Source organism: Pseudoalteromonas sp. GW168-MNA-CIBAN-0100 (assembly GCF_040309225.1).
Taxonomy (GTDB): Bacteria; Pseudomonadota; Gammaproteobacteria; order Enterobacterales; family Alteromonadaceae; genus Pseudoalteromonas; species Pseudoalteromonas arctica.
Genome location: NZ_JBEOOL010000014.1, coordinates 102,319 through 122,470, shown reverse-complemented (window position 1 = coordinate 122,470; position 20,152 = coordinate 102,319). Strand labels below are relative to the sequence as shown.

Annotated in this window: 14 protein-coding genes; 8 read left to right on the top strand and 6 right to left on the bottom strand. The window is 41.7% G+C overall.

Annotated features, from left to right (window positions below):
• Positions 1-101 precede the first annotated feature (101 nt).
• The 5 genes from AAEY62_RS10690 to AAEY62_RS10670 all read right to left on the bottom strand — a co-directional run bounded on the left by AAEY62_RS10690 (position 102) and on the right by AAEY62_RS10670 (position 4,673).
• Entirely contained in the window at positions 102-311 is a 210-nt protein-coding gene (locus AAEY62_RS10690) for a cold-shock protein (RefSeq protein WP_006792548.1), read from the bottom strand.
• A 425-nt stretch (positions 312-736) separates the two neighbouring features.
• Complete coding sequence (locus tag AAEY62_RS10685) at positions 737-1,741, bottom strand: YeiH family protein (protein ID WP_197118323.1); 1,005 nt, start codon at positions 1,739-1,741, stop codon at positions 737-739.
• Complete coding sequence (locus tag AAEY62_RS10680; RefSeq protein ID WP_165722659.1) at positions 1,741-2,736, bottom strand: TauD/TfdA family dioxygenase; 996 nt, start codon at positions 2,734-2,736, stop codon at positions 1,741-1,743. Before AAEY62_RS10680 ends, AAEY62_RS10685 begins: the two co-directional genes overlap by 1 nt.
• Positions 2,737-2,745: 9 nt before the next feature.
• Entirely contained in the window at positions 2,746-3,708 is a 963-nt protein-coding gene (locus AAEY62_RS10675; RefSeq protein ID WP_024589595.1) for an aldo/keto reductase, read from the bottom strand.
• Positions 3,709-3,923: 215 nt separating this feature from the next.
• On the bottom strand, positions 3,924-4,673 hold the full coding sequence (locus tag AAEY62_RS10670) for a GntR family transcriptional regulator (RefSeq protein ID WP_024589596.1): 750 nt from the start codon (positions 4,671-4,673) through the stop codon (positions 3,924-3,926).
• A gap of 180 nt (positions 4,674-4,853) precedes the next feature.
• Here AAEY62_RS10670 and AAEY62_RS10665 point away from each other — a divergent pair, with 180 nt between their 5' ends.
• From AAEY62_RS10665 to AAEY62_RS10630, 8 genes are all read left to right on the top strand, one after another.
• Complete coding sequence (locus tag AAEY62_RS10665) at positions 4,854-5,621, top strand: sulfite exporter TauE/SafE family protein (protein WP_024589597.1); 768 nt, start codon at positions 4,854-4,856, stop codon at positions 5,619-5,621.
• 107 nt (positions 5,622-5,728) lie between these two features.
• Positions 5,729-7,789: a glycoside hydrolase family 31 protein gene (locus tag AAEY62_RS10660; protein ID WP_350634933.1), complete on the top strand. Its 2,061-nt coding sequence runs from the start codon at positions 5,729-5,731 to the stop codon at positions 7,787-7,789.
• Between the two features lie 102 nt (positions 7,790-7,891).
• Positions 7,892-9,631, top strand: coding sequence for a solute:sodium symporter family transporter (locus AAEY62_RS10655; RefSeq protein ID WP_024589599.1), 1,740 nt, complete (start codon positions 7,892-7,894; stop codon positions 9,629-9,631).
• Between the two features lie 205 nt (positions 9,632-9,836).
• Positions 9,837-12,272 carry a TonB-dependent receptor gene (locus tag AAEY62_RS10650; protein WP_024589600.1) on the top strand — a complete coding sequence of 812 codons (2,436 nt, stop codon included), beginning with the start codon at positions 9,837-9,839 and terminating at the stop codon, positions 12,270-12,272.
• A gap of 210 nt (positions 12,273-12,482) precedes the next feature.
• The gene (locus AAEY62_RS10645; protein WP_350634932.1) at positions 12,483-14,072 is read left to right on the top strand and encodes an alkaline phosphatase; all 1,590 of its coding nucleotides are present in this window, start codon (positions 12,483-12,485) and stop codon (positions 14,070-14,072) included.
• A gap of 11 nt (positions 14,073-14,083) precedes the next feature.
• The gene (locus tag AAEY62_RS10640) at positions 14,084-15,874 is read left to right on the top strand and encodes an alkaline phosphatase (RefSeq protein ID WP_350634931.1); all 1,791 of its coding nucleotides are present in this window, start codon (positions 14,084-14,086) and stop codon (positions 15,872-15,874) included.
• A gap of 138 nt (positions 15,875-16,012) precedes the next feature.
• Positions 16,013-16,726, top strand: coding sequence for a hypothetical protein (locus tag AAEY62_RS10635; protein WP_350634930.1), 714 nt, complete (start codon positions 16,013-16,015; stop codon positions 16,724-16,726).
• Positions 16,727-16,990: 264 nt separating this feature from the next.
• Complete coding sequence (locus AAEY62_RS10630; protein WP_350634929.1) at positions 16,991-18,067, top strand: toll/interleukin-1 receptor domain-containing protein; 1,077 nt, start codon at positions 16,991-16,993, stop codon at positions 18,065-18,067.
• An 83-nt stretch (positions 18,068-18,150) separates the two neighbouring features.
• On the opposite strand, the gene AAEY62_RS10625 is transcribed toward AAEY62_RS10630, so the two are convergent.
• Positions 18,151-20,040 (bottom strand): monovalent cation:proton antiporter-2 (CPA2) family protein, encoded by a 1,890-nt coding sequence (locus AAEY62_RS10625; protein WP_282115002.1) that lies wholly within the window; start codon positions 20,038-20,040, stop codon positions 18,151-18,153.
• Positions 20,041-20,152: the final 112 nt, after the last annotated feature.

Sequence of the window (20,152 nt, the reverse complement as noted above, 5' to 3'; positions counted from 1 at the left end):
AGGATTATTACTAAAACAACGGGGTACTAACAAATAAAACAAAACTTCTTTCAAACTAGTATTCAAAATGGGTTATTGCTAACCCATTTTAACGAAAGCAATTAGATGCTAACGATGTTTTCAGCTTGTGGACCTTTTTGACCTTGAGTAACAGTAAACTGTACACGTTGGCCTTCAGCTAAAGTTTTAAAACCGTCGCCAGAGATTGCGCTGAAATGTGCGAAAACGTCAGGACCAGATTCTTGCTCGATGAAACCAAAACCTTTTGCTTCGTTGAAAAATTTAACTGTACCAGTTGTAGTATTAGACATAATAGTATCCTAAGAATTAATAAAAGTGCGCCTTAAATTAGGCAATTTAACAGGAAGAAAACATACATTTAACTGAGGATAACGCGAAGGATTATTACTAAAACAACGTGGTACTTACAAATAAATAGGGTTTTCTGTCAACCCGATGCCAAGCAGGATAACAGCAAATTGAGCTATATACCAAGCCCTATTGTAAATTTATTTTAGAGTAAGTGCTTTATTAGTTTGTTTGTTTTTTAACTAACCAGCCATGATTAAGGTGATCTTTTTTGCGTCTTAATTTAAGTTAATTTTAATTTAATCAATGCTTTATGTTTGTGTTAGCACGCGGTTCTAGAGTAGGTAAAATACAAGTTTTAAGTGGTTAAAACATGACCTAATTACCTACTGATTTTTTTGATATATACCTTAAATAACTTGATTCATTAGCTCCAAATTACAAATCCAAGTATTAATAATGCAATCCAAAGTGTTTCAGCCACAATTAAAATAATGGGTTTCATACCTACTTCGGTAAGCTTTCCTAAATTAGTTTTCATTCCTATAGCTGAAATAGCCGCAATTAAAAAGAACTGCGAAAGTTCGTTAGCGGTTTCAAGTACTATTGTAGGAAGTGAAAAGCAGCTATTTATTATCATGAGTATTACAAAGCCAATTAAAAAGCCAGGTACTTTAGGTAATTCTCCGTGTTTTTCTTTGTTTGAGCGATTAATAACGACCATCATAATAAGTACAACAGGTAGTAGCATGGCAACACGTACAAGTTTAGTTAGAGTTGCTATATCGCCTGTCTCTGGTGATACCGAATAACCTGCACCCACTACCTGGGCTACATCATGTATTGTGCCACCTAAGAATACGCCTGCATTATGGGCGTCAAACTCAAGATAATTAACCACAATAGGGTAGAGGATCATAGCAAGGGTCGACATAGCTGTTACGCCAATAACGGTTAATAAGGTGTCGCGCTCTTTATGTTCGCTGTTTGGCATAATAGACGAGATAGCCAGCGCAGCAGACGCTCCACAAATAGCAACCGAGCCACCTGTTAGTGCACCAAAGCGTTTTTGTAAGCCAAATGCGCGCGCTAGCACTACACCTAAAATAATAGTGGTAAATATGGCGCCCGCTAACATAAGTGCTGTTTGCCAACCCAGTGTTACTAAATCTCCCAGCGCAATGCGTGTGCCTAGCAGTACTATACCTACACGCAAAATCGTGGTGCCAGTAAAATCGATACCTTTGGCGCAAGGGCTATCGCTTTGATACAAAAATGAGACTGCCATACCCAGTAACAAAGCAAACAACATGGCTGGCGCACCATAATGTTCGCTTAAAAATAAGGCGGCAAGGCCAGTCATTGCAGCAATGCTGGCACCTTGCCATAAAGGTGATATTTTACAGCTTAATTTACTACTTAAGCGCTGCATTACGCTTTAGCTGCGGTAAGTGCTACTAATACTTGGCGCTTACGTTCACCTGTAAAAGGGCGACGACCATGCATAGCCATTTCGTTATCAACTAAAGCAACGTCACCGTCTTGCCATGCAAGATCAAAGGTAAATACTTTAGAAAGCTCCACAATTTTATCAAGTCCAACTTTAGGAATCGCACTACCATCACCAAAGGTAATGGCAATTGATGGATTATCGCGTACACCTTTCCAGCCCATGTAAGCGGCAATCAGTTGGTTATAAAAAACCTGTACGTTGTTTTCAAGAGTTACTACAGCAGGCAGTACTGGTGTAACGGCTTTTAGTGAGCCGTCTTCAAGCCATTCCCACTCGTAACCAAGTTCGGTTAATTTATTATGTGCTTCGTCTTTGGTTTCTACACTTAGCGTACTTTTCCAGCTTCGGCCTTGGCCTGATGTTGCGTCGTCAGCGGCTGGCATATAGGTGGTATATTTTAGGCCTTTGTGTTCAAAGTCATGGGCAAGCTTGCTGTCGTATTCTTTTAATGCACTAAATAATTTATCTGATCGGCAAAGAGGTGTTGCACCGCCTTCTTCTGCGGCCGATTTACAAAAGAAGAATAATTTACTTGGCGAAATAGGCGTTTGCGCCATTTCGTGATGTAAGTATATTTCTACATCTTTTGGCGCTTCGTTAGCTGTAAATACACGTTCGGTAAAATTAATACGTACCGCGTTAGACAGTGACTCTTTATAAGTAAAATTGTCATAATCAAACCCGGCTGAAAAAGTATCAAATGTTTCGGCGCTATTTACAGGAAAGCCACGAAACAACACAGCACCTGAGCTGCGAAGTTTTGTAGCCAATTCACTTTTATTTGCGCGAATGAAAGCTACCGCTTCTTCAACGGTGCTGGCGTTATTGTTATTAACAACAATGCACGGAAAAACCGAATCATCGAATGTTAATTGAGTTGGCACTGAGGCGTAGTTAATTTCGGTAGCTGACATTGTATGTTCCTAATCGTAAATTGGGTGAAAGCGGTTAAAGGCAGCTTCACAAAAGTGCCCAGGGTCGTTGAATCGGCGATTACTGTTAAGCGCAGAAATTTGCGCCATTTCTTGCTCTGTTAATTCAAAATCAAACAGTGTGAGATTTTCTTTCATGCGTTCAAGTTTTGAGGTTTTAGGAATAATGGCAGTGCCGCGTTGCACGCCCCAGCGAAGAACTACTTGTGCTGGCGTTTTGCCATGATTGTGTGCGGCCGCTTTAACAACGCTTTGCTCAAGAACTGATTCAGTTTTATCAGCCATTTCTAGCTCAAGGTATGAAAGCGCACCCAGTGGTGAAAACGCAGTAACCGGAATATCGTACTGCTTTGCGAGTCTTACTAATCGCTCTTGCGTTAAATAAGGGTGCGACTCAATTTGCAACATAGCGGGTTTGATATTTGCGTAGGTCATTAAGTCGTGAAGCAGTGCGCTTGAGTAATTACATATCCCAATGCGTTTTGCTTTGTTGTTGTGTACTTGTTCTTCCATTGCTTGCCACGTTAAATACAGTGGTACTTTTGCAAGCTCCATTTGTGGGTTTTGCGCTGTAGGGTCAACAAACCACTCTGGTGGATAGCGGGTTTCTATTGGCACAAATGTTTGCGCAATCGGAAAATGAATTAGGTATAAGTCTAGGTAATCTAGCTTTAAATCACTCAGTGTTTTATCAATCGCGAGGCCAACATGCTCTGGTGCATGAAAGGTATTCCACAGTTTTGATGTTACCCATAATTCTTCACGGGTACATAAGCCATCGTTTATTGCTTGGGCGATGCCATCGCCTACTTGTTCTTCGTTACCGTAGTCTGATGCGCAATCAAGATGGCGGTAACCTGCCTTAATGGCTTGGTATACCGTTTGTGCACAATCTTCTTGCGCGACTTTCCATAAACCGAACCCTACTGGAGGGATATTATTTAATGAACTCATTGGGAATTCCTGTTAAAAATGCATAATGACTTAGGTCTTGTATAAGACATAAGTTATTATACGAATCAAACAGTGTCAATACTGTGTTAACAGCAAAGCAGTAAATGGTTCAGTTAAAAAACCTACAGGCAGCAAAAAGGCAGCGTTTGCTGCCTTTAAAAAATATTTAATTATTATGCGCTAAAGTGGGTTTTTAGCACTAAACACGCTTTTAATTAATCAAGTTCAATTTGATAGTGGTAATGATCGCTACGGCATTTACTTTGGCGGTATTCAATACGTTTACCTTCGATTGATTCGGTAATGCGTGATACCAACAGCAGTGGATCGCCAGCTTTTATAGCAAGCATTTTGGCATCATCCATTGTAGCAAGTACGGCTTTAATACTGTCTTGGGTTTTGTGTACAGTTTGGTTAAATTTGGTCTGATAGTAATGGTACAATGTATGCGGAATATCACTACTTTGATGTATATCAGGAAAGTAGCTTTGTGGTAGGTATATAGTTTCGCTCATGCAAAATTCGTTATCAAGAATACGCCTACGAACAAGCTTGGTAACTTTGTCTTTTTTATTGAGTTGTAACGCTTCTATTACTTCAACTGGCGCTGCACAAAGCTCAACCGATAGCAGTTCAGCCTTTGGCAAATCGGCACCTTTACCGTCTGCTTGTAACGGAAAAAACCTAAATAAGGCATCTTGCGCAGTATGTTGCGATACAAACGTACCAACGCCTTGGCGACGAGTTACTATTTTATTGTCGGTTAATAAGTTTAGTGCTTTACGAACTGTACCTTGGCTTACGTTAAATTCTTCAGCAAGGCGAAATTCGCTTGGTAGTGCTTCGCCAGGTACCCAACGTCTTTCAACAATGAGCTGTTTAATATAATCAGCCACTTGTAAGTAAAGTGGTTGAAAAGCCAAGCTTGGGCCACTTAATTTGTGATCAAACATAGAGTTACTCATTATTATTTACCATTAAATTTAATCCACCTGTAGTTATAGCATAGGTGAAACCTTTTACGCATATTTGCGCTAGCTCAATTAAACGTGAACTACTGCTGTAATGTTTAATAGGCGCAAAATATACATTATGCCTAAAAACAAATCGTTACACTACAATAGCTCACCCTTAGGAAATTAAAAGTGCTCAGTATTTCTTTTGAACTCATTTTGCTTATGGCGCTGTGCCTAAGCCTTGCCACTGTAATGCAAACTCTTAGCGGGTTTGGCTTTGGGTTGCTGGTGGTTGCAAGCTTTACGTTACTTGATGTATTGCCACTCACGGCAACTACATTTTTAGTGAGTTTGCTGGGGTTAGTTAATTCAACAACCGTGGTCGTTAAAAACCGCAGTTCGGTAAAAGTACCCGAGCTAAAACTTATGTTGTATACCGGTATTCCGCTAATGCTGTTAGGTTTTGTACTACTTGAATATATGTCGTCACATTTAACACACTATTTAAACTTTGCTTTAGGTGTAAGCATTTTGCTTTGCTGCGCTTTAATGCTGATTGGCCGCGAGCGTACAAATAAACAAAGTCGTCCTCGTTCATTTTTAATAGCCGGTGGAGTAAGTGGGTTACTTGGTGGGTTGTTTTCAACCTCAGGGCCGCCGCTTGTGTTTCAATGTTATAAGCAAAGTTGGTCTATTGAAGCTATTCGCAGTACGTTATTAGCGGTATTTACTATTGGTGGACTAGTACGTGTAGGTATTGCTTTATTTGGTACTTTGCCTGGGCTCGACATTATGTTTTTAATTGCAGCGGCTATTCCTTTAGTGTTGCTAGTTACGCATTTTGCTCGTAAATTAACGCCCTACGTTGACGCTAAATGGGTACGTATTATAGCAATTGCATTGCTTGGCCTAAGTGGTATATCGCTGGTGGCAACATCGGCGCCGGGGATATTTTAAAAATCGCGATGTAAATAATTCATCTTGAGTTTATTTACGTTGACATGGGGATTACAATTATTTAACTTGTGTCTTATACAAGACTAATAATTGGTTAAGGAACTCCCATGAATGCATTTGAATTACGTGAGCCAGACTGGAACGCAATAGAGCCAGCACGCTTAACCGCACAGCCAAAGTTACAAGGTAATGTGCTGGTTTTGCCCACTCAGTTTGGTGATATTAGCGTAACGATTAGCCAGTTTGGCTTACGTTTAAATGCAGGCACCACGCATGACGAGCAATTTAAAATATTAACCACAACCCCATCAGAATACCCCCTCACACTTAGCAAAAACAATAATGATTACAGCGTAAGTGGTGGCGAATACCGCCTAGAATTTTACAGCGACCCTTTTCATTTCAAACTTTATAAAAACGATGAGCTAGTACAGCAATCAGCAACTGATGGTCACTTTGTACGCCAGCACCGTTTACCGCCACTAGCTAAAACCGATAACGGCTGGATATTAAGCCTAGAGCTTAACTACGACGAAGCCGTGTATGGTCTTGGCGAAAAATGGGGCAAGCTTGATAAACGCGGCCAACTTATTCGTTCATACAACCACGATGCGCTAGGTGTTAACGCCGAAAAGTCTTATAAAAATACCCCGTATGCATGGAGCCCAGAAGGCTGGAATTTATTTGTACATACACCCGCACCGGTAACTCATGGCGTAGGTTATGCACTTTGGTCGCAACGTGCATATGTATGTTTAGTTGAAGATGACGCGCTAGATGTATTTTTATATCAAGAACAAACACCTGCCCAAAGCATCAACCGTTACTGCGAGCTAACAGGTTTTGCACCGGTGCCACCGCAGTGGAGCTTTGGTGTTATTTTATCAAAAGCGTATTACAAAGATGCTGACGAATTACTTAGTGTTGCCCGCGAAGTGCGCGCTAAAAATATGCCGTGCGACGTAATTACTCTTGATGGCCGTGCATGGCAAGACACCGACACCCGCTTTGCATTTGAATGGGACCCAACACGCTACGCCGACCCAAAACCTGTGCTTGATGAATTAAAAGCGATGGATTTTAAAATTTGTGTGTGGGAATACCCGATGATCTCGGTAAATAACCCATTATTTGCTAATGCGGCCGAAAACGGTTGGCTTATAAAAGATAAACGCACAGGTAAAGCGTATCAATACGAGTGGGATTTAAGCCCATTTGGCGAAGTACTTACGCCGCTGCCAGAATCGGGTATTTTAGATTTTACGCACCCTGATGCTTACGAATATTGGCTCGAATCGCATAAGCCTTTGTTTGAGCTTGGCGTAGATATGATAAAAGCGGATTTTGGCGAGCAGCTAGAAGACGACAATATGATATCTCACAGTGGTGATAGCGGTATTAGGCTGCACAACGTTTACAGCATGTTGTACAACCGCTGCGTTTTTGAGGCCGCCGAAAAATACTGTAAAACTGGGACATTTTTGTTTAGCCGTTCAGCATGGACGGGCAGCCAACGTTTTCCTGCACAGTGGGGCGGCGACCCGCAAGCCGATTGGCAGGGTTTAGCGGCAAGCATTCGTGGCAGTTTAGCGTGGGGTATGTCGGGTGGGCCATTTTTTGCAACTGACATTGGTGGTTTTTACAAAGACACCCGCGACGCAGAACTTTACGTGCGCTGGGCACAAGCGTCGGTATTTAGCGCACATATGCGCTTACACGGTATTGGTCCTCGCGAACCGTGGTCTTACACCGAGCAAGCAAGTGATGCGGTATTTGCAGCACTTAAATTACGCTACCAGTTAATTCCGTACTTACAAACATGTGCAGAGCAAGCGCAGCAAACAGGCTTGCCGATTCAGCGTGCCATGGCATTGGCATTTCCTGATGATGTACTGGCACATAGTTTTGATCAGCAATTTATGTGCGGTGAAAAATTACTGGTTGTGCCGTGTGTAGTACCAAACGGTAAAGTTAAGTTTTATTTACCGCAAGGCAATTGGATTCGCTTCCCCGATAAACAAATTTACGAAGGGAGTAAGTACTACGAGCACACACTCGCACTTGAAGAAATGGCAGTATTTGTACGCGAAGGCGACAGCCTAATGCTTGGCCCAGAGGTTCAACACACAGAACAAGACATGAGCCAATTAACAGCATGGCCTAAATAAAACTCGGCTTAATAAAAAACACACACAACACATATACAACACACAATAATAAAGATATTAGCTTACTTTTTACCGAGTAAAGTAAGCTAAAAGGGGCGCAAGATGGAAGGTATGAACATTACCATGACACTGCTATCGTGCTTGGCGTTTATGGCGCTGGTGGGATATATCTCGTACCAAAAAACCAAAGGGGAAGTTAACACCCAAGATGGCTACTTTTTAGCGGGTCGTGGGTTAACAGGTACATTTATAGCAGGGTCGATGATCCTCACTAACTTATCGGCCGAGCAACTAATTGGCCTTAATGGCTCAGCTTATGGTTACAACCTAAGCTCAATGGCGTGGGAAGTAACCGCAGGGATCTCAACCATTATTATGGCGTTGATCTTTTTGCCTCGTTATTTAGCGGGCGCGTTTTCTACCTTACCTGAATTTTTACGGGATCGTTTTGACGATACCGTACGACGCATGACGGTGATCTTATTTATGGTAGGGTATTGTTTTATAACGATCCCTTCTGTTTTGTACTCAGGATCAATTGCCGTACTTAGACTTTTTGATGTACCCACCTTATTAAATATGAGCTACCAAGCAAGCCTAATTGTGACCATTATTACAGTGGGTTCAGTTGGGGCTATTTATGCTGTATTTGGTGGTTTAAAGGCGGTTGCGGTATCAGATACCATTAACGGTGTTGGGTTATTAATTATTGGTATTTTAGTGCCAACACTGGGCTTAATTGCATTGGGTGATGGTAGTTTTTCAGAAGGGTTAAGCACCCTAGTAAACACCGACACAGAAAAGCTCAATGCTATTGGTAGTAGCGATGATCCCGTGCCATTTGGCACTATTTTTACAGGGATGATCTTAGCTAATTTGTTTTATTGGGGCACTAATCAGTATGTGATCCAGCGTACATTGGGCGCTAAAAACTTAGTTGAAGGTCAAAAAGGGGTGTTGTTTTCAGGGTACTTTAAAGTGCTAGTACCGTTTATGATGATGATCCCAGGCGTTATTGCTTACCATCTTTATAAACACGAAAGCCTGCCAACTATCGATTTAGCTTACCCACATTTGGTAAAAGAAGTACTTCCACAGTATTTATCTGGCTTCTTTTTGGCCGTATTGCTAGGTGCTGTATTTAGCTCATTTAATTCATTGCTCAATAGCGCGGCGACCTTATTTTGCTTAGACGTTTATAAGCCAATGAAAAAAAATAAAGTAACAGACGGCCAACTTATAAAAGTAGCCAAAATTACCAGTATTGTTATTGCCATATTGTCGTTTATAACTGCGCCATTATTGATGTTTGCACCTGAAGGTTTATGGCACATTATTCGTGTGTTTACAGGTTTCTACAACATTCCGGTCATCACAATTGTATTGGTTGGTTTGTTTACTCGAAAAGTGCCTGCACTGGGCGCTAAAGTCGCGATTATATTCCATATTATTGCCTACACCTTGCTTAAATTTGTATGGGATGTAGACATTAACTTTATTCATATTTACGCCATTTTGTTCTTAATTGAATTGGCAATAATGCTGGGTATTGGTTACTACAAACCACTTAAAACACCATGGCAATTTACACGCAAAGCCGAGGTAGACCTTAATCCTTGGAAATACGCATTACCTTGCGCAATTGTATTAGTAGGCTTGATTGTTAGCTTGTATATATTGTTTTCGCCGCTCGGATTAGTGGGTGGAACCAGTGTGTACTTTGTACCAAGTTTAGTTGCTGTTTGGTCTACTGTTTTAGTGCTTAGCTGGTGGAGTGTACGTCGTTGGCAGGTTCGTTACGAAAATAGCTTGGCGCGTATTGGGGCTAAAAACGCCGCATAACGTGCGGCTATATTCTGTATACCAAACTTAAATCACATTTAATTCACATAATGTTTGCATTAGTAAGATAGTTTGTTTAAATTTAAAGCTCTTATATAAGATATAAGAGCTTTAAGGAAAGCATCACACACTGACACCGCTTTTTAGCAACTCACACAATTGCTAGCGCGGTACCACACAGCACACGCACAATATGGAGAATGACATGAGAGCTAAAAAGTCCGTCTTAAGCTTGGCAGTCACGTTAGCAATGACAACCGGTTTAGCGCTTAGCGCGCAGGTACATGCACAGCAAGAGCAAACCGAACAAGAACAACAAAAAACAGAAACAGCTAAAAACGATACATTTGAAAAAATAGTCGTTACTTCACAAAAAAGAACGCAAAGTTTAAACGAAGTACCTGTTGCGGTATCGGTGCTTAATAGCGATCAAATTAATTCAGCTTTTGCTAATAACATGGAAGGCTTACAGTCACTTGTTCCTTCGGTTAGCTTTAGAAAAGGCACCACAACACGTAACTCAGCGCTAACAGTGCGCGGTATTGGTACTATTTCATTTAGTATTGCTGCCGAACCAAGTGTGGCAACTGTTGTTGATGGCGTGGTACTTGGCCGCTCGGGTCAAGCATTTGCCGATTTATACGACGTAGACCGCATTGAGGTATTACGCGGGCCACAAGGTACGTTATTTGGCAAAAACGCCTCAGCAGGTGTGGTAAATATTACCACTAAAGATCCGTCGTACGACACAACCGGCAGCGTAGAAACCTCGTTTTATCAAGATAACGAATACCGTTTTAAAGGTGTTATAAGCGGCGGTTTAACCGACGATTTAGCCGCTAGCTTAACGGTATTTAAAGGCAAGTTTGACGGTTACATTGATAACGTTTACAACAACGAAAAAGTAAACGGTTATGACCGCGAAGGTGCACGTGCTGTATTTAAATATGAGCCAGAGGACGACTTAAGCGTAAAATTTATAGCTGAGTTTTATAACGCAGATGACGACTGTTGTGCCGATTTAGAAGCCCTGCCAAGTGGTCGTAATCCTGATTCAAAAGCAGCGCCAAACAGTAACGGCATTGTGGATGGTGTAGCCGATATTGACCTAGACCAGCGCAAAGTTGACCATGACTACGAGTCGCGCACAATTGACGAACATAGCGCATTTTCGGTGCAAGTTGATAAAACAATTGGCGACTATACGTATACTTCAATTACTGCACAGCGTTCATGGGATAACACAGAATACCGCGAAGGCGACTTTACCTCTATTGCTGGCGACAGCAGTGAGCCGGTATTTGGCGCGCCGTTTCAGTTACATGATATTGGTGCACAGCAATGGGATCAGTTTTCACAAGAGTTTAGAGTTACATCAAACCTAGCTGGGCCATTTAATTATGTTGCCGGCTTATTTTATTGGAACATGGATTCACAACGTAACTTTACTCGCGATGCAAGTTGCCAAAATAATGCTGGCCAGCTTGATAGCGCAATGGCTTTTTACGCGCAAAATAACTTATCGGGCGCTGAGCTTGATACAGCACTTGCTGATTTAGAAGGTTACACACAAGGCCTAGGCATTAGCTGTAACGCAAACGATATTGTATCGGCCACCGCTTTTATGAGCACAGAATTTAATAACTGGGCAGCCTTTGCCGATGGTACCTACGATTTATCTGAAGATTTACGCGTTTTATTTGGTATTCGTTACACCGACGATGAAGTGTCTTACACGCATCGCCGTGTAAGTAACGATGTATATGGCCGCACCGGTGTAGGCGTGCGCCCAGCAACACTTAATACAGATGATGAAGGCAAAGCCGAAGAAACCAACGTATCGGGTCGTTTAGGTATGCAATACGATTTAGGCGATGGCCAAATGGTATACGGCACTTACTCGCAAGGTTACAAAGGCCCTGGTTTTAATATTTATTATAACTTTAATCCAGATAACGACAGCCGCGAAATAGCACCTGAAGAGTCAGACGCTTATGAAATAGGCTACAAATACGCAAGCCGCGAATTTGTATTTAACATGGCTCTTTTCAGAACCGAAATTGAAGGCTTTCAAGCTAACAACTTTGACTGTTCAGACGGCACCTGTATTACCCGCTTAACCAATGCGGGCGACGTAAGTACACAAGGTGTTGAAGTTGACTTTATGTGGGCTGCAACAGAGTCGCTAACGCTTACCGGTGGTGTTGCTTACATTAAAGCTGAAATTGACGAGTTTAATTGTCCGGCAGAGGTAGCCGCTGGCTCGTGTACTGACCGCTCAGGTTTAGATGTCCCATTTTCGCCAGATCTTAAATATTCACTAACGGCTGATTACTTTATTGAAACCGACCATGGTTTTAACGTACACATAAACAGCTCATACATTTACACCGATGAGCAATACTCAGACCTACCAGACAACGTAGGCGAATTTAATCCAGCTGCTTTATTACCAGATTACGGTATTTTAAATGCAAGTGTGGGTTTATCGTTTAAAGATGACGCGTTTAGAGTATCGCTTATTGCTAAAAACTTAACCGACGAAAGCTACGTAACTACCTACAGTGGCGATAACTTCCGTTACCAAATACCGCGCGATGCAGAGCGCTACTTTGGGGTATCGTTTAAAGCACGTTTTTAATTCCCTCAATAATTCCCTCAATAATTTCCCTTAGAAGCGCAACGTTTAACACGTTGCGCTTTTTTTGTGACTTATTTTTGTAATAGTTTAGTCATCTTACTTTCATCAAAATTACCTTTATCAGTCACATCTGTTTTCTATAGTGCAGCGGTTGATCTTTTTTGTGTTTACACATTTCAAAAAATAACCACTAAACAATGGGAATTACGGATGAAAATTAAAAAAGTCGCTGCGGCAATCGCGCTAACATTTGCATTTAGCGCAGTGAGCCATGCTGATGTACTACCGCAAAGCCAAAAAGACAGCAGCTGGTATAGCGCTGCGCAAACTAAACTAACAACAAAAACAGCACAAGCGCAGGCTACACAAGCCACTAAAGCTAAAAACGTCATTTTATTTGTGGGCGATGGCATGGGTATTTCTACACTTACCGCCGCGCGCATTTTACAAGGGCAGCGTAATAACCAATCTGGCGAAGAAGGTTATTTAAGTTTTGAAGAGTTCCCATACTCTGCACAAGTTAAAACGTATAACGTAGATGCGCAAACTCCCGACTCAGCCGGCACGATGACGGCTATTATTTCCGGTGTAAAAACCGATGTGGGCGTTATTGGTGTAGACGAAGATATTGAACGCGGCGTGTGCTCAACAGTGGCAGGTAACGAGCTTCTTACCGCGACCGAATTGGCTGAAATTAAAGGGCTATCTACCGGTATTATTTCTACAGCACGTATTACTCATGCAACCCCTGCTGCAACGTATGCTAAATCGGCTGACCGTAACTGGGAAGACGTATCAGATATGCCAGAAGATGCCGTAACGGGTGGCTGTGAAGACATTGCATCGCAACTGGTTAACTTTGAAAAAAACCTAGAAGCACGATTTGTAGGTATCGACGTAGACGGCCTTGATTTTGTAATGGGTGGCGGTCGTCGTCACTTTTTACCAAAAGACGAAACGGCTAACTCAACAGATGCAGTAAGCGCTATAGAAGGCGACCGTACTGACGAGCGCAACCTAGTGACTGAGTGGCAAACACAATACCCAGATGCTACGTACGTGATGGATCAAACAGGCTTTGATTCAATTGCAGATGACGCAACTAAAGTATTTGGTTTATTTAACGAATCCCACATGCAATACGAAGCTGACCGCGCAAACGATGTAGCGGGCGAGCCTTCGCTTACCGATATGACCACTAAAGCAATTGAAGTGCTTGGTAAAAACGATAACGGATTTTTCTTAACGGTTGAGTCGGGTCGAATTGACCACGCGCACCATGCGGGTAATGCATACAACGCGCTTAACGACACCATTGAGTTTGCTAAAGCCGTGCAAGCAGCGGTAGATAACACCAATCCAGAAGAAACCCTTATTTTAGTAACCGCCGATCACAGCCATGTATTTACTATTGCAGGCTACCCTAAGCGTGGCAATCCAATTTTAGGTCAAGTAGTTGCAGTAGGCGAAACAACACCAAGCCTAGCCGCCGACGATATGCCGTACACCACCGTAGGTTACGCAAATGGCTTAGGTTTTAGAAATCTAGGCGACGAGACCGATGCTGATGCAAGCTACACAAGTGCTGCTGTAGCAGGGCGTGTTGAGCTAAATGGCGTTGATACAACAACCCCAGGTTTTCACCAAGAAGCAACTGTACCAATGGGTTCAGAAACACATGCAGGTGAAGATATATCTTTGCATGCTAAAGGTCCTGGTGCTCAGCTAGCACAAGGCGTAATTGAACAAAACGTTGTATTTCATTTAATTAATCAAGCTCTTGAACTAACTCAGCAATAATGGCGGCTAACATGAACAAATTAACGGTACTTTCTTTGGCAGTAATGGTCGCGCTAGCAGGTTGCTCGAGTGACGATAACAAAAATGAAAACAATATTATCGCAGTAGATAATGCTATTGCAGTGGGTTCTGAGCAGTGCATTAATGGTGGCGTAGAGACGCAAGTAGGCGCAGATACCAATAATAATGACGTGCTAGATAGCAACGAAGTTAATTCAACTAATTTAGTGTGTAATGCACCTGCAACGTCGTTAACAAGCGAGCAGTTAGCCTCGCTCACTAGCAATACGTGGTTTAGTGAAGCACAAACAAAATTAGGTGCTGCACAAACAGCCAGTAGCAACATTGTTACAGAATCAGGCAAAGCTAAAAACGTTATTTTATTTGTGGGCGATGGTATGGGTATTTCTACCATAACTGCAGCACGTATTTTAGCGGGTCAGTTAGAGGGCGAAATGGGTGAAGATCACCAGTTAAGCTTTGAAACTATGCCTTTTTCAGGCTTTGTAAAAACATACAACGTAGATGCGCAAACGCCAGATTCGGCAGGCACTATGACCGCAATGGCATCGGGCGTTAAAACCGACGCGGGCGTTATTGGTATTGATGAAGCGGTTGAACGTGGTAATTGTGCATCAGGCAAAGGGCACGAACTTGTTACCTCGTTAGAGCTTGCTGAAATTGCAGGCAAAGCAACAGGGATTATTTCGACAGCGCGTATTACTCACGCAACACCCGCTGCAACGTATGCTAAATCGGCAGAGCGTAACTGGGAAGATATCTCCGATATGCCAGAAAGTGCCGCAACGTGTGAAGACATTGCATCGCAACTGGTTAACTTTGAAGCCAACCTAGAAGCACGCTTTAGTGGTGTTGATGTAGACGGTATTGACGTAGTAATGGGCGGCGGTCGTCGTCACTTTTTACCAAAAGATGCCGCGTTTAATTCAGCCGATGCAGTAAGTGCTGTTGAAGGGGATCGTACAGATAACCGCGACTTAACCGCAGAGTGGAAAACGCAATATCCAAATGGCACGTACGTAATGGATCAAACCGGTTTTGATGCAATAAGTGACGACGCCACTAAAGTGTTTGGCTTATTTAACGAATCCCACATGCAGTACGAAGCTGACCGCGTAAACGATGTTGCAGGCGAGCCTTCGCTTTCACAAATGACCGAAAAAGCAATAAACGTACTTGATAACAACGAGCAAGGTTTTTTCTTAACGGTTGAGTCGGGTCGAATTGACCACGCGCATCATGCGGGTAACGCTTATAACGCGTTAAACGACACAATTGAGCTTGCCAAAGCCGTTAAAGTGGCGATGGAAAACACCAACCCAGAAGAAACATTAATAGTTGTAACTGCCGATCACAGCCATGTATTTACCATTGCTGGTTACCCTAAACGCGGTAACCCAATTTTAGGTAAAGTGGTTGCAGTAGGTGCAACTGAGCCAAGCTTAGCTGCCGACGATATGCCTTATACAACGGTTGGTTACACCAATGGTGGTGGCTTTAGAAACCTAGGTAGCGAGACTGATGCCGATGCAGGTTACGCGTTTGCACCTGTTACAGGGCGTGTTGATTTAACAGATGTTGATACAACAACACCTGGTTTTCATCAAGAAGCACTGGTACCAATGGGCTCTGAAACACATGCCGGTGAAGACGTAGGTGTTTATGCAATGGGACCAGGTGCACACTTGGTAACAGGCACAAACGAGCAAAGCTTTTTATTCCATGTAATGGACTTTGCCGCTGACTTTGTAAAAACAGCAGACGAAAAACTAGCGCAATAAATACCGGCTAGTTATAAATTTAGTTAAATATATCTAAATAAAAACCCCGCATACTGTGCGGGGTTTTTGTCATTAAACTGACATTTATAATCGTTATGTTATTGCCATAAACCTGAAATATAAATAAGAGATAGCTAAATGAAAAAAGCGTTATTAATAATTGCCACGCTTGTGAGTACAAGTAGCTTTGCCTCGCAATGTGATATTGATGCCAAGCATTTAAAAGCCGATTATAAAATTACCAACAGTCATAAAGCGCAGCAAAGCAGCGAGTCACTTACCCTTTGGCGAAAAAACCAGCAAGTAGCGCATCAAAGTGAAGTAATAACCGAGCTTTGGCAGCACTTAGCCAATAATAAAATACGCCCAATACGTTACTTTAATGCCCAGCAACGCGGTATTGAATATCAACCATCTGAGGTACGCGGCGTACAAAATTGGAGTGCTAAAAGTCAGCTGGTGGATAACCACTTAATCGAAAAAATGACCCTAGTAAGCACACAAGGCAAAGGCTGCGATGAAGTAAAAAACTATACACTGAGCGAAAATGGCAACGACTTTAACCTTGCCTTTATTACGCATTCAAAATTAGTTAAAACATTTAGTATTAGTAATAAAAAAAGCCAAACAAGTACATTGCTAAGCCTTAACAATATAAACACTGATGTGCCATTAATTACCGCTCAATTTGCACAGTGGGATCGTTTTCAAACCACCGATTACGCCGACATTGGCGATAACGAAGGCGACCCATTTTTAGCTAAAATGATAAACCTTGGTTTTATTGAGCACAGCGCAACAGGTTTTTACAACCAGCAGGGCGAGGCTATTCAAGGCGGGCATCACCACTAGGTTTTTAAATGTAGTAGCTCATAGCTGGAAGAATGACAGGCGGCTATGAGCTACAAGTAGGTATTTAAAAGTAGATTAATTTAAGCCATTCCCGCCCAAGTAATACTGCAAACACTTTCCCATTTTTATAAAACACACACCATCAGCTGCATAATATTTATAGTTGGTATTAACTTACACTATTTGCTATTAATAGAAGTTCACTCAATAGGGACATTTTAATATGAAATGTCGTCTGATAAAGCTTTATAAATAAGGGGTAAAATGGATAAGCCTACAGTGTTTTTTAGCCACTCATCAATCGATAGAGACTACATATCAGAATTACAAAAAGGTGTTAATTCAAGAACTTCTGGGACTGTAAATATATTTCAATCGAGTGATGGTGAAAGTATACCTTTTGGTAATAACTGGGTTCATCAAATTGAAGAAAACCTTCATAAAGCAAAAATAATGTTTGTTTTCATCTCTCCTGAATCGATGTCGTCAAGTTGGATCTATTTTGAATCAGGTTTTGCTTACTCTAAAGGTGTAAAGGTTATTCCTATTGGTATAAAAGGTGTGGATATTGGACAACTTAAGCCACCTTTAAATTTATTACAGGGTTTTAATATTGTTTCAAAGGACGGGATGAACAATATATTAAGTATTATGAATGATGAGTTTCATTGTTACTTTCCGGCATCCTTCGAAAAGTCGGACTTCGAGAGTATCTCAATTCACGATGATAATTCTATCGCTCAGAACAGCGAAGTATTTTCTGTAGTTGACCATATTACTTTAGAGTATCCTTTTCGATTCGGAAAGGTAGGAAGTGACGATGAGAATAAACTCGCCGACAACTCTATTGCACTTTTTCAAGAAAAATTAGATAAGCTAGGTTTACAATCGTCTTTTAGCGGACAAAATAAGTTACATGCACATGGATTAGTTGCAGTAAGTGGTAATGAGCAAAATTCTTCATATGGTTTAACTGTAAAAATAGACCCCTTCATGCTTAAGACTTATGAAGCTATTATTTCAGATTTTTTTGAAGGGATGTACGAAAAGAAATTACCAGAAAAATGTTGGTTTAATGTTTTTTTTAATGAAAAAAGTCATATAGAAACAACTGATTATAAAGTTTCATCTAAACTTTCTCGAGTGCACATTAATTTATCCGATTTGAATGGAAATTTTTATAAATTAGATAACCTTGATTTTACTTTAATACCCAAAGGAAGCCACAGACTTCACAACACTCAAGCTAAATTAAGAGTTATCTATAAGCAGGGTCAATTTCTGGCTACTGAGCTAATAAACTTGATGTCTGTTTTAAAGAAAGCGAGAGTAGTTGAATAAATATTGATAGCAGGAATGATAAATAAAAAGAGTGAGTTAAGGCGGTTGTCATATTTTAACTCACTATTTAAGTTTGTCTTGTACTACTCCAAATGAGAATCATCAGCCTTTTTAGGCCTATCAGCTAGCTCTGTTAAGCCGTCTTCGCAATCACCGCTGTCGCAGGTATTTAAATCGCTTTGTGCTTGTTTATCTTGTTGCAGAACTTGTTTTAAATCTTCCATACGTTGGCGAACTGCTACGCCGTAGCTGGCGTCGTCTCCCCATAATGCAGCCAGTTGCAGTACTGCAGCGCGGTCGTGGTCTCTAAATAGCTTACCGGCGCGCTCTGCATCTTGCTTAGTGTTACCTAATAGCTCGAGTGCTTCTACGGCAAGGTTAATAGCTGAGTCGACTGTTTCGCGGTTAAACGCATCTACTTTTAAATTAAGTAACTGATACGCATGGCGGCGGTCGATTGCGCGAGCAACTATTTTAAGTTGCGGGTAGTTTTTATGCGCGAGCTTAATTATCTCAATAGTTTTATCGGGGTTATCAATTGCAATTACCAGCATTTGCGCAGTGTGCGCGCCTGCGGCTTCAAGGAGTTCTTGGCGTGCGGCATCGCCATAAAATACAGTATTGCCAAAACGGCGTAGTAATTCTATTTGGCTAGGGCTGTGATCAAGTACGGTAATTTCGTAGCCTTGCGCGTGCAGTAAACGCCCCATAATTTGACCAAAACGTCCGTAGCCCGCAATAATTACGTGCTTAGCGGTGCTAATTTGCTCTGGCTTATCAAACTCAGGCAGAGCACTGCTGCTGCGTTTTTGTATTTGCTCATAAACCATAAGTAATAACGGCGCTATTAGCATTGATACCGCCACAACTAAGGTAACAAGGCTGGTTTGCTCGGGCGTTAAAATACTTAAGGTAGTGGTTACGCTTAACAGTACAAAGGCAAACTCACCCCCTTGGGCAAGGGCTAGGGCAAATAATAACTGCTGTTTACTGTTAATTTTAAAAGTAACGGCAAGGGCAAATAAAATGCAGGCTTTAACTACAATGAGTAAAACCACTAAGCCTATAACGGTACTAAACTCGTTAAATAGCAGTTCAAAGTTAATTGATGCGCCAACAGTTATAAAAAACAATCCTAACAGTAAGCCTTTAAAGGGCTCTATATCGGCTTCTAATTCGTGTCTAAATTCGCTCTCGGCAAGTACAACGCCTGCTAAAAAAGTCCCCAAAGCAGGCGATAAACCAATACTTTGCATAACCAGTGCAATAGCGACTACTAAAAACAGTGCAAAAATAGTAAATATTTCACGCATGTGTGTTTGAGCAATGTATCTAAATAACGGGGCCGATACATATTTACCGCCAGCAATAATAGCGGCAATAACCGCAACCGATACACATACTTGTTGCCATACCGGCCAGCTTGCAATAATCGAATCGCTGATTTCTTTTGTGCTAGTTTGCGGGGCAAATGCGAGCAGTGGCAATAAGGCTAAAATAGGAATAATGGCGATGTCTTGAAACAGCAATACCGAAAAAGCGTTTTGTCCGGCTTCTTGTTTTAGCCAGCCTTTTTCTTCAAGGCTTTGCAGCACAATAGCGGTAGAGGAGAGCGCGAGCATTAAACCAATGGCGAGTGCAGTTTGCCAATGCATGGCAAAAAACCAATAACAAAATGCAAATATAGCCGCTGCCGATAGCACAACCTGTAAGCCACCAAGCCCTAAAATAGAGTGGCGTAATGTCCATAAACGCGAAGGTTGTAGTTCAAGGCCCACTAAAAACAGCATCATTACTACGCCAAATTCAGCGAAGTGCATTACATCTGTTTGATCGCCCACAACACCCAGCGCATAAGGGCCAATGAGTATGCCGGCAATTAAATAACCTAACACTGAGCCAAGTCCGACTCGTTTTGCAATAGGGACAGCTACTATGGCTGCTGCTAAGTAAATTAAAGCAATTTCTAACACGCGTTTATCCTAATAACATCAAGGCTTTTAGAATGGCTTAGCTGCTTATAAAATACAATGGATTATATGGCTCAAAGTTGCTTATTTATCAGTAGCTATAACACTAATGGTT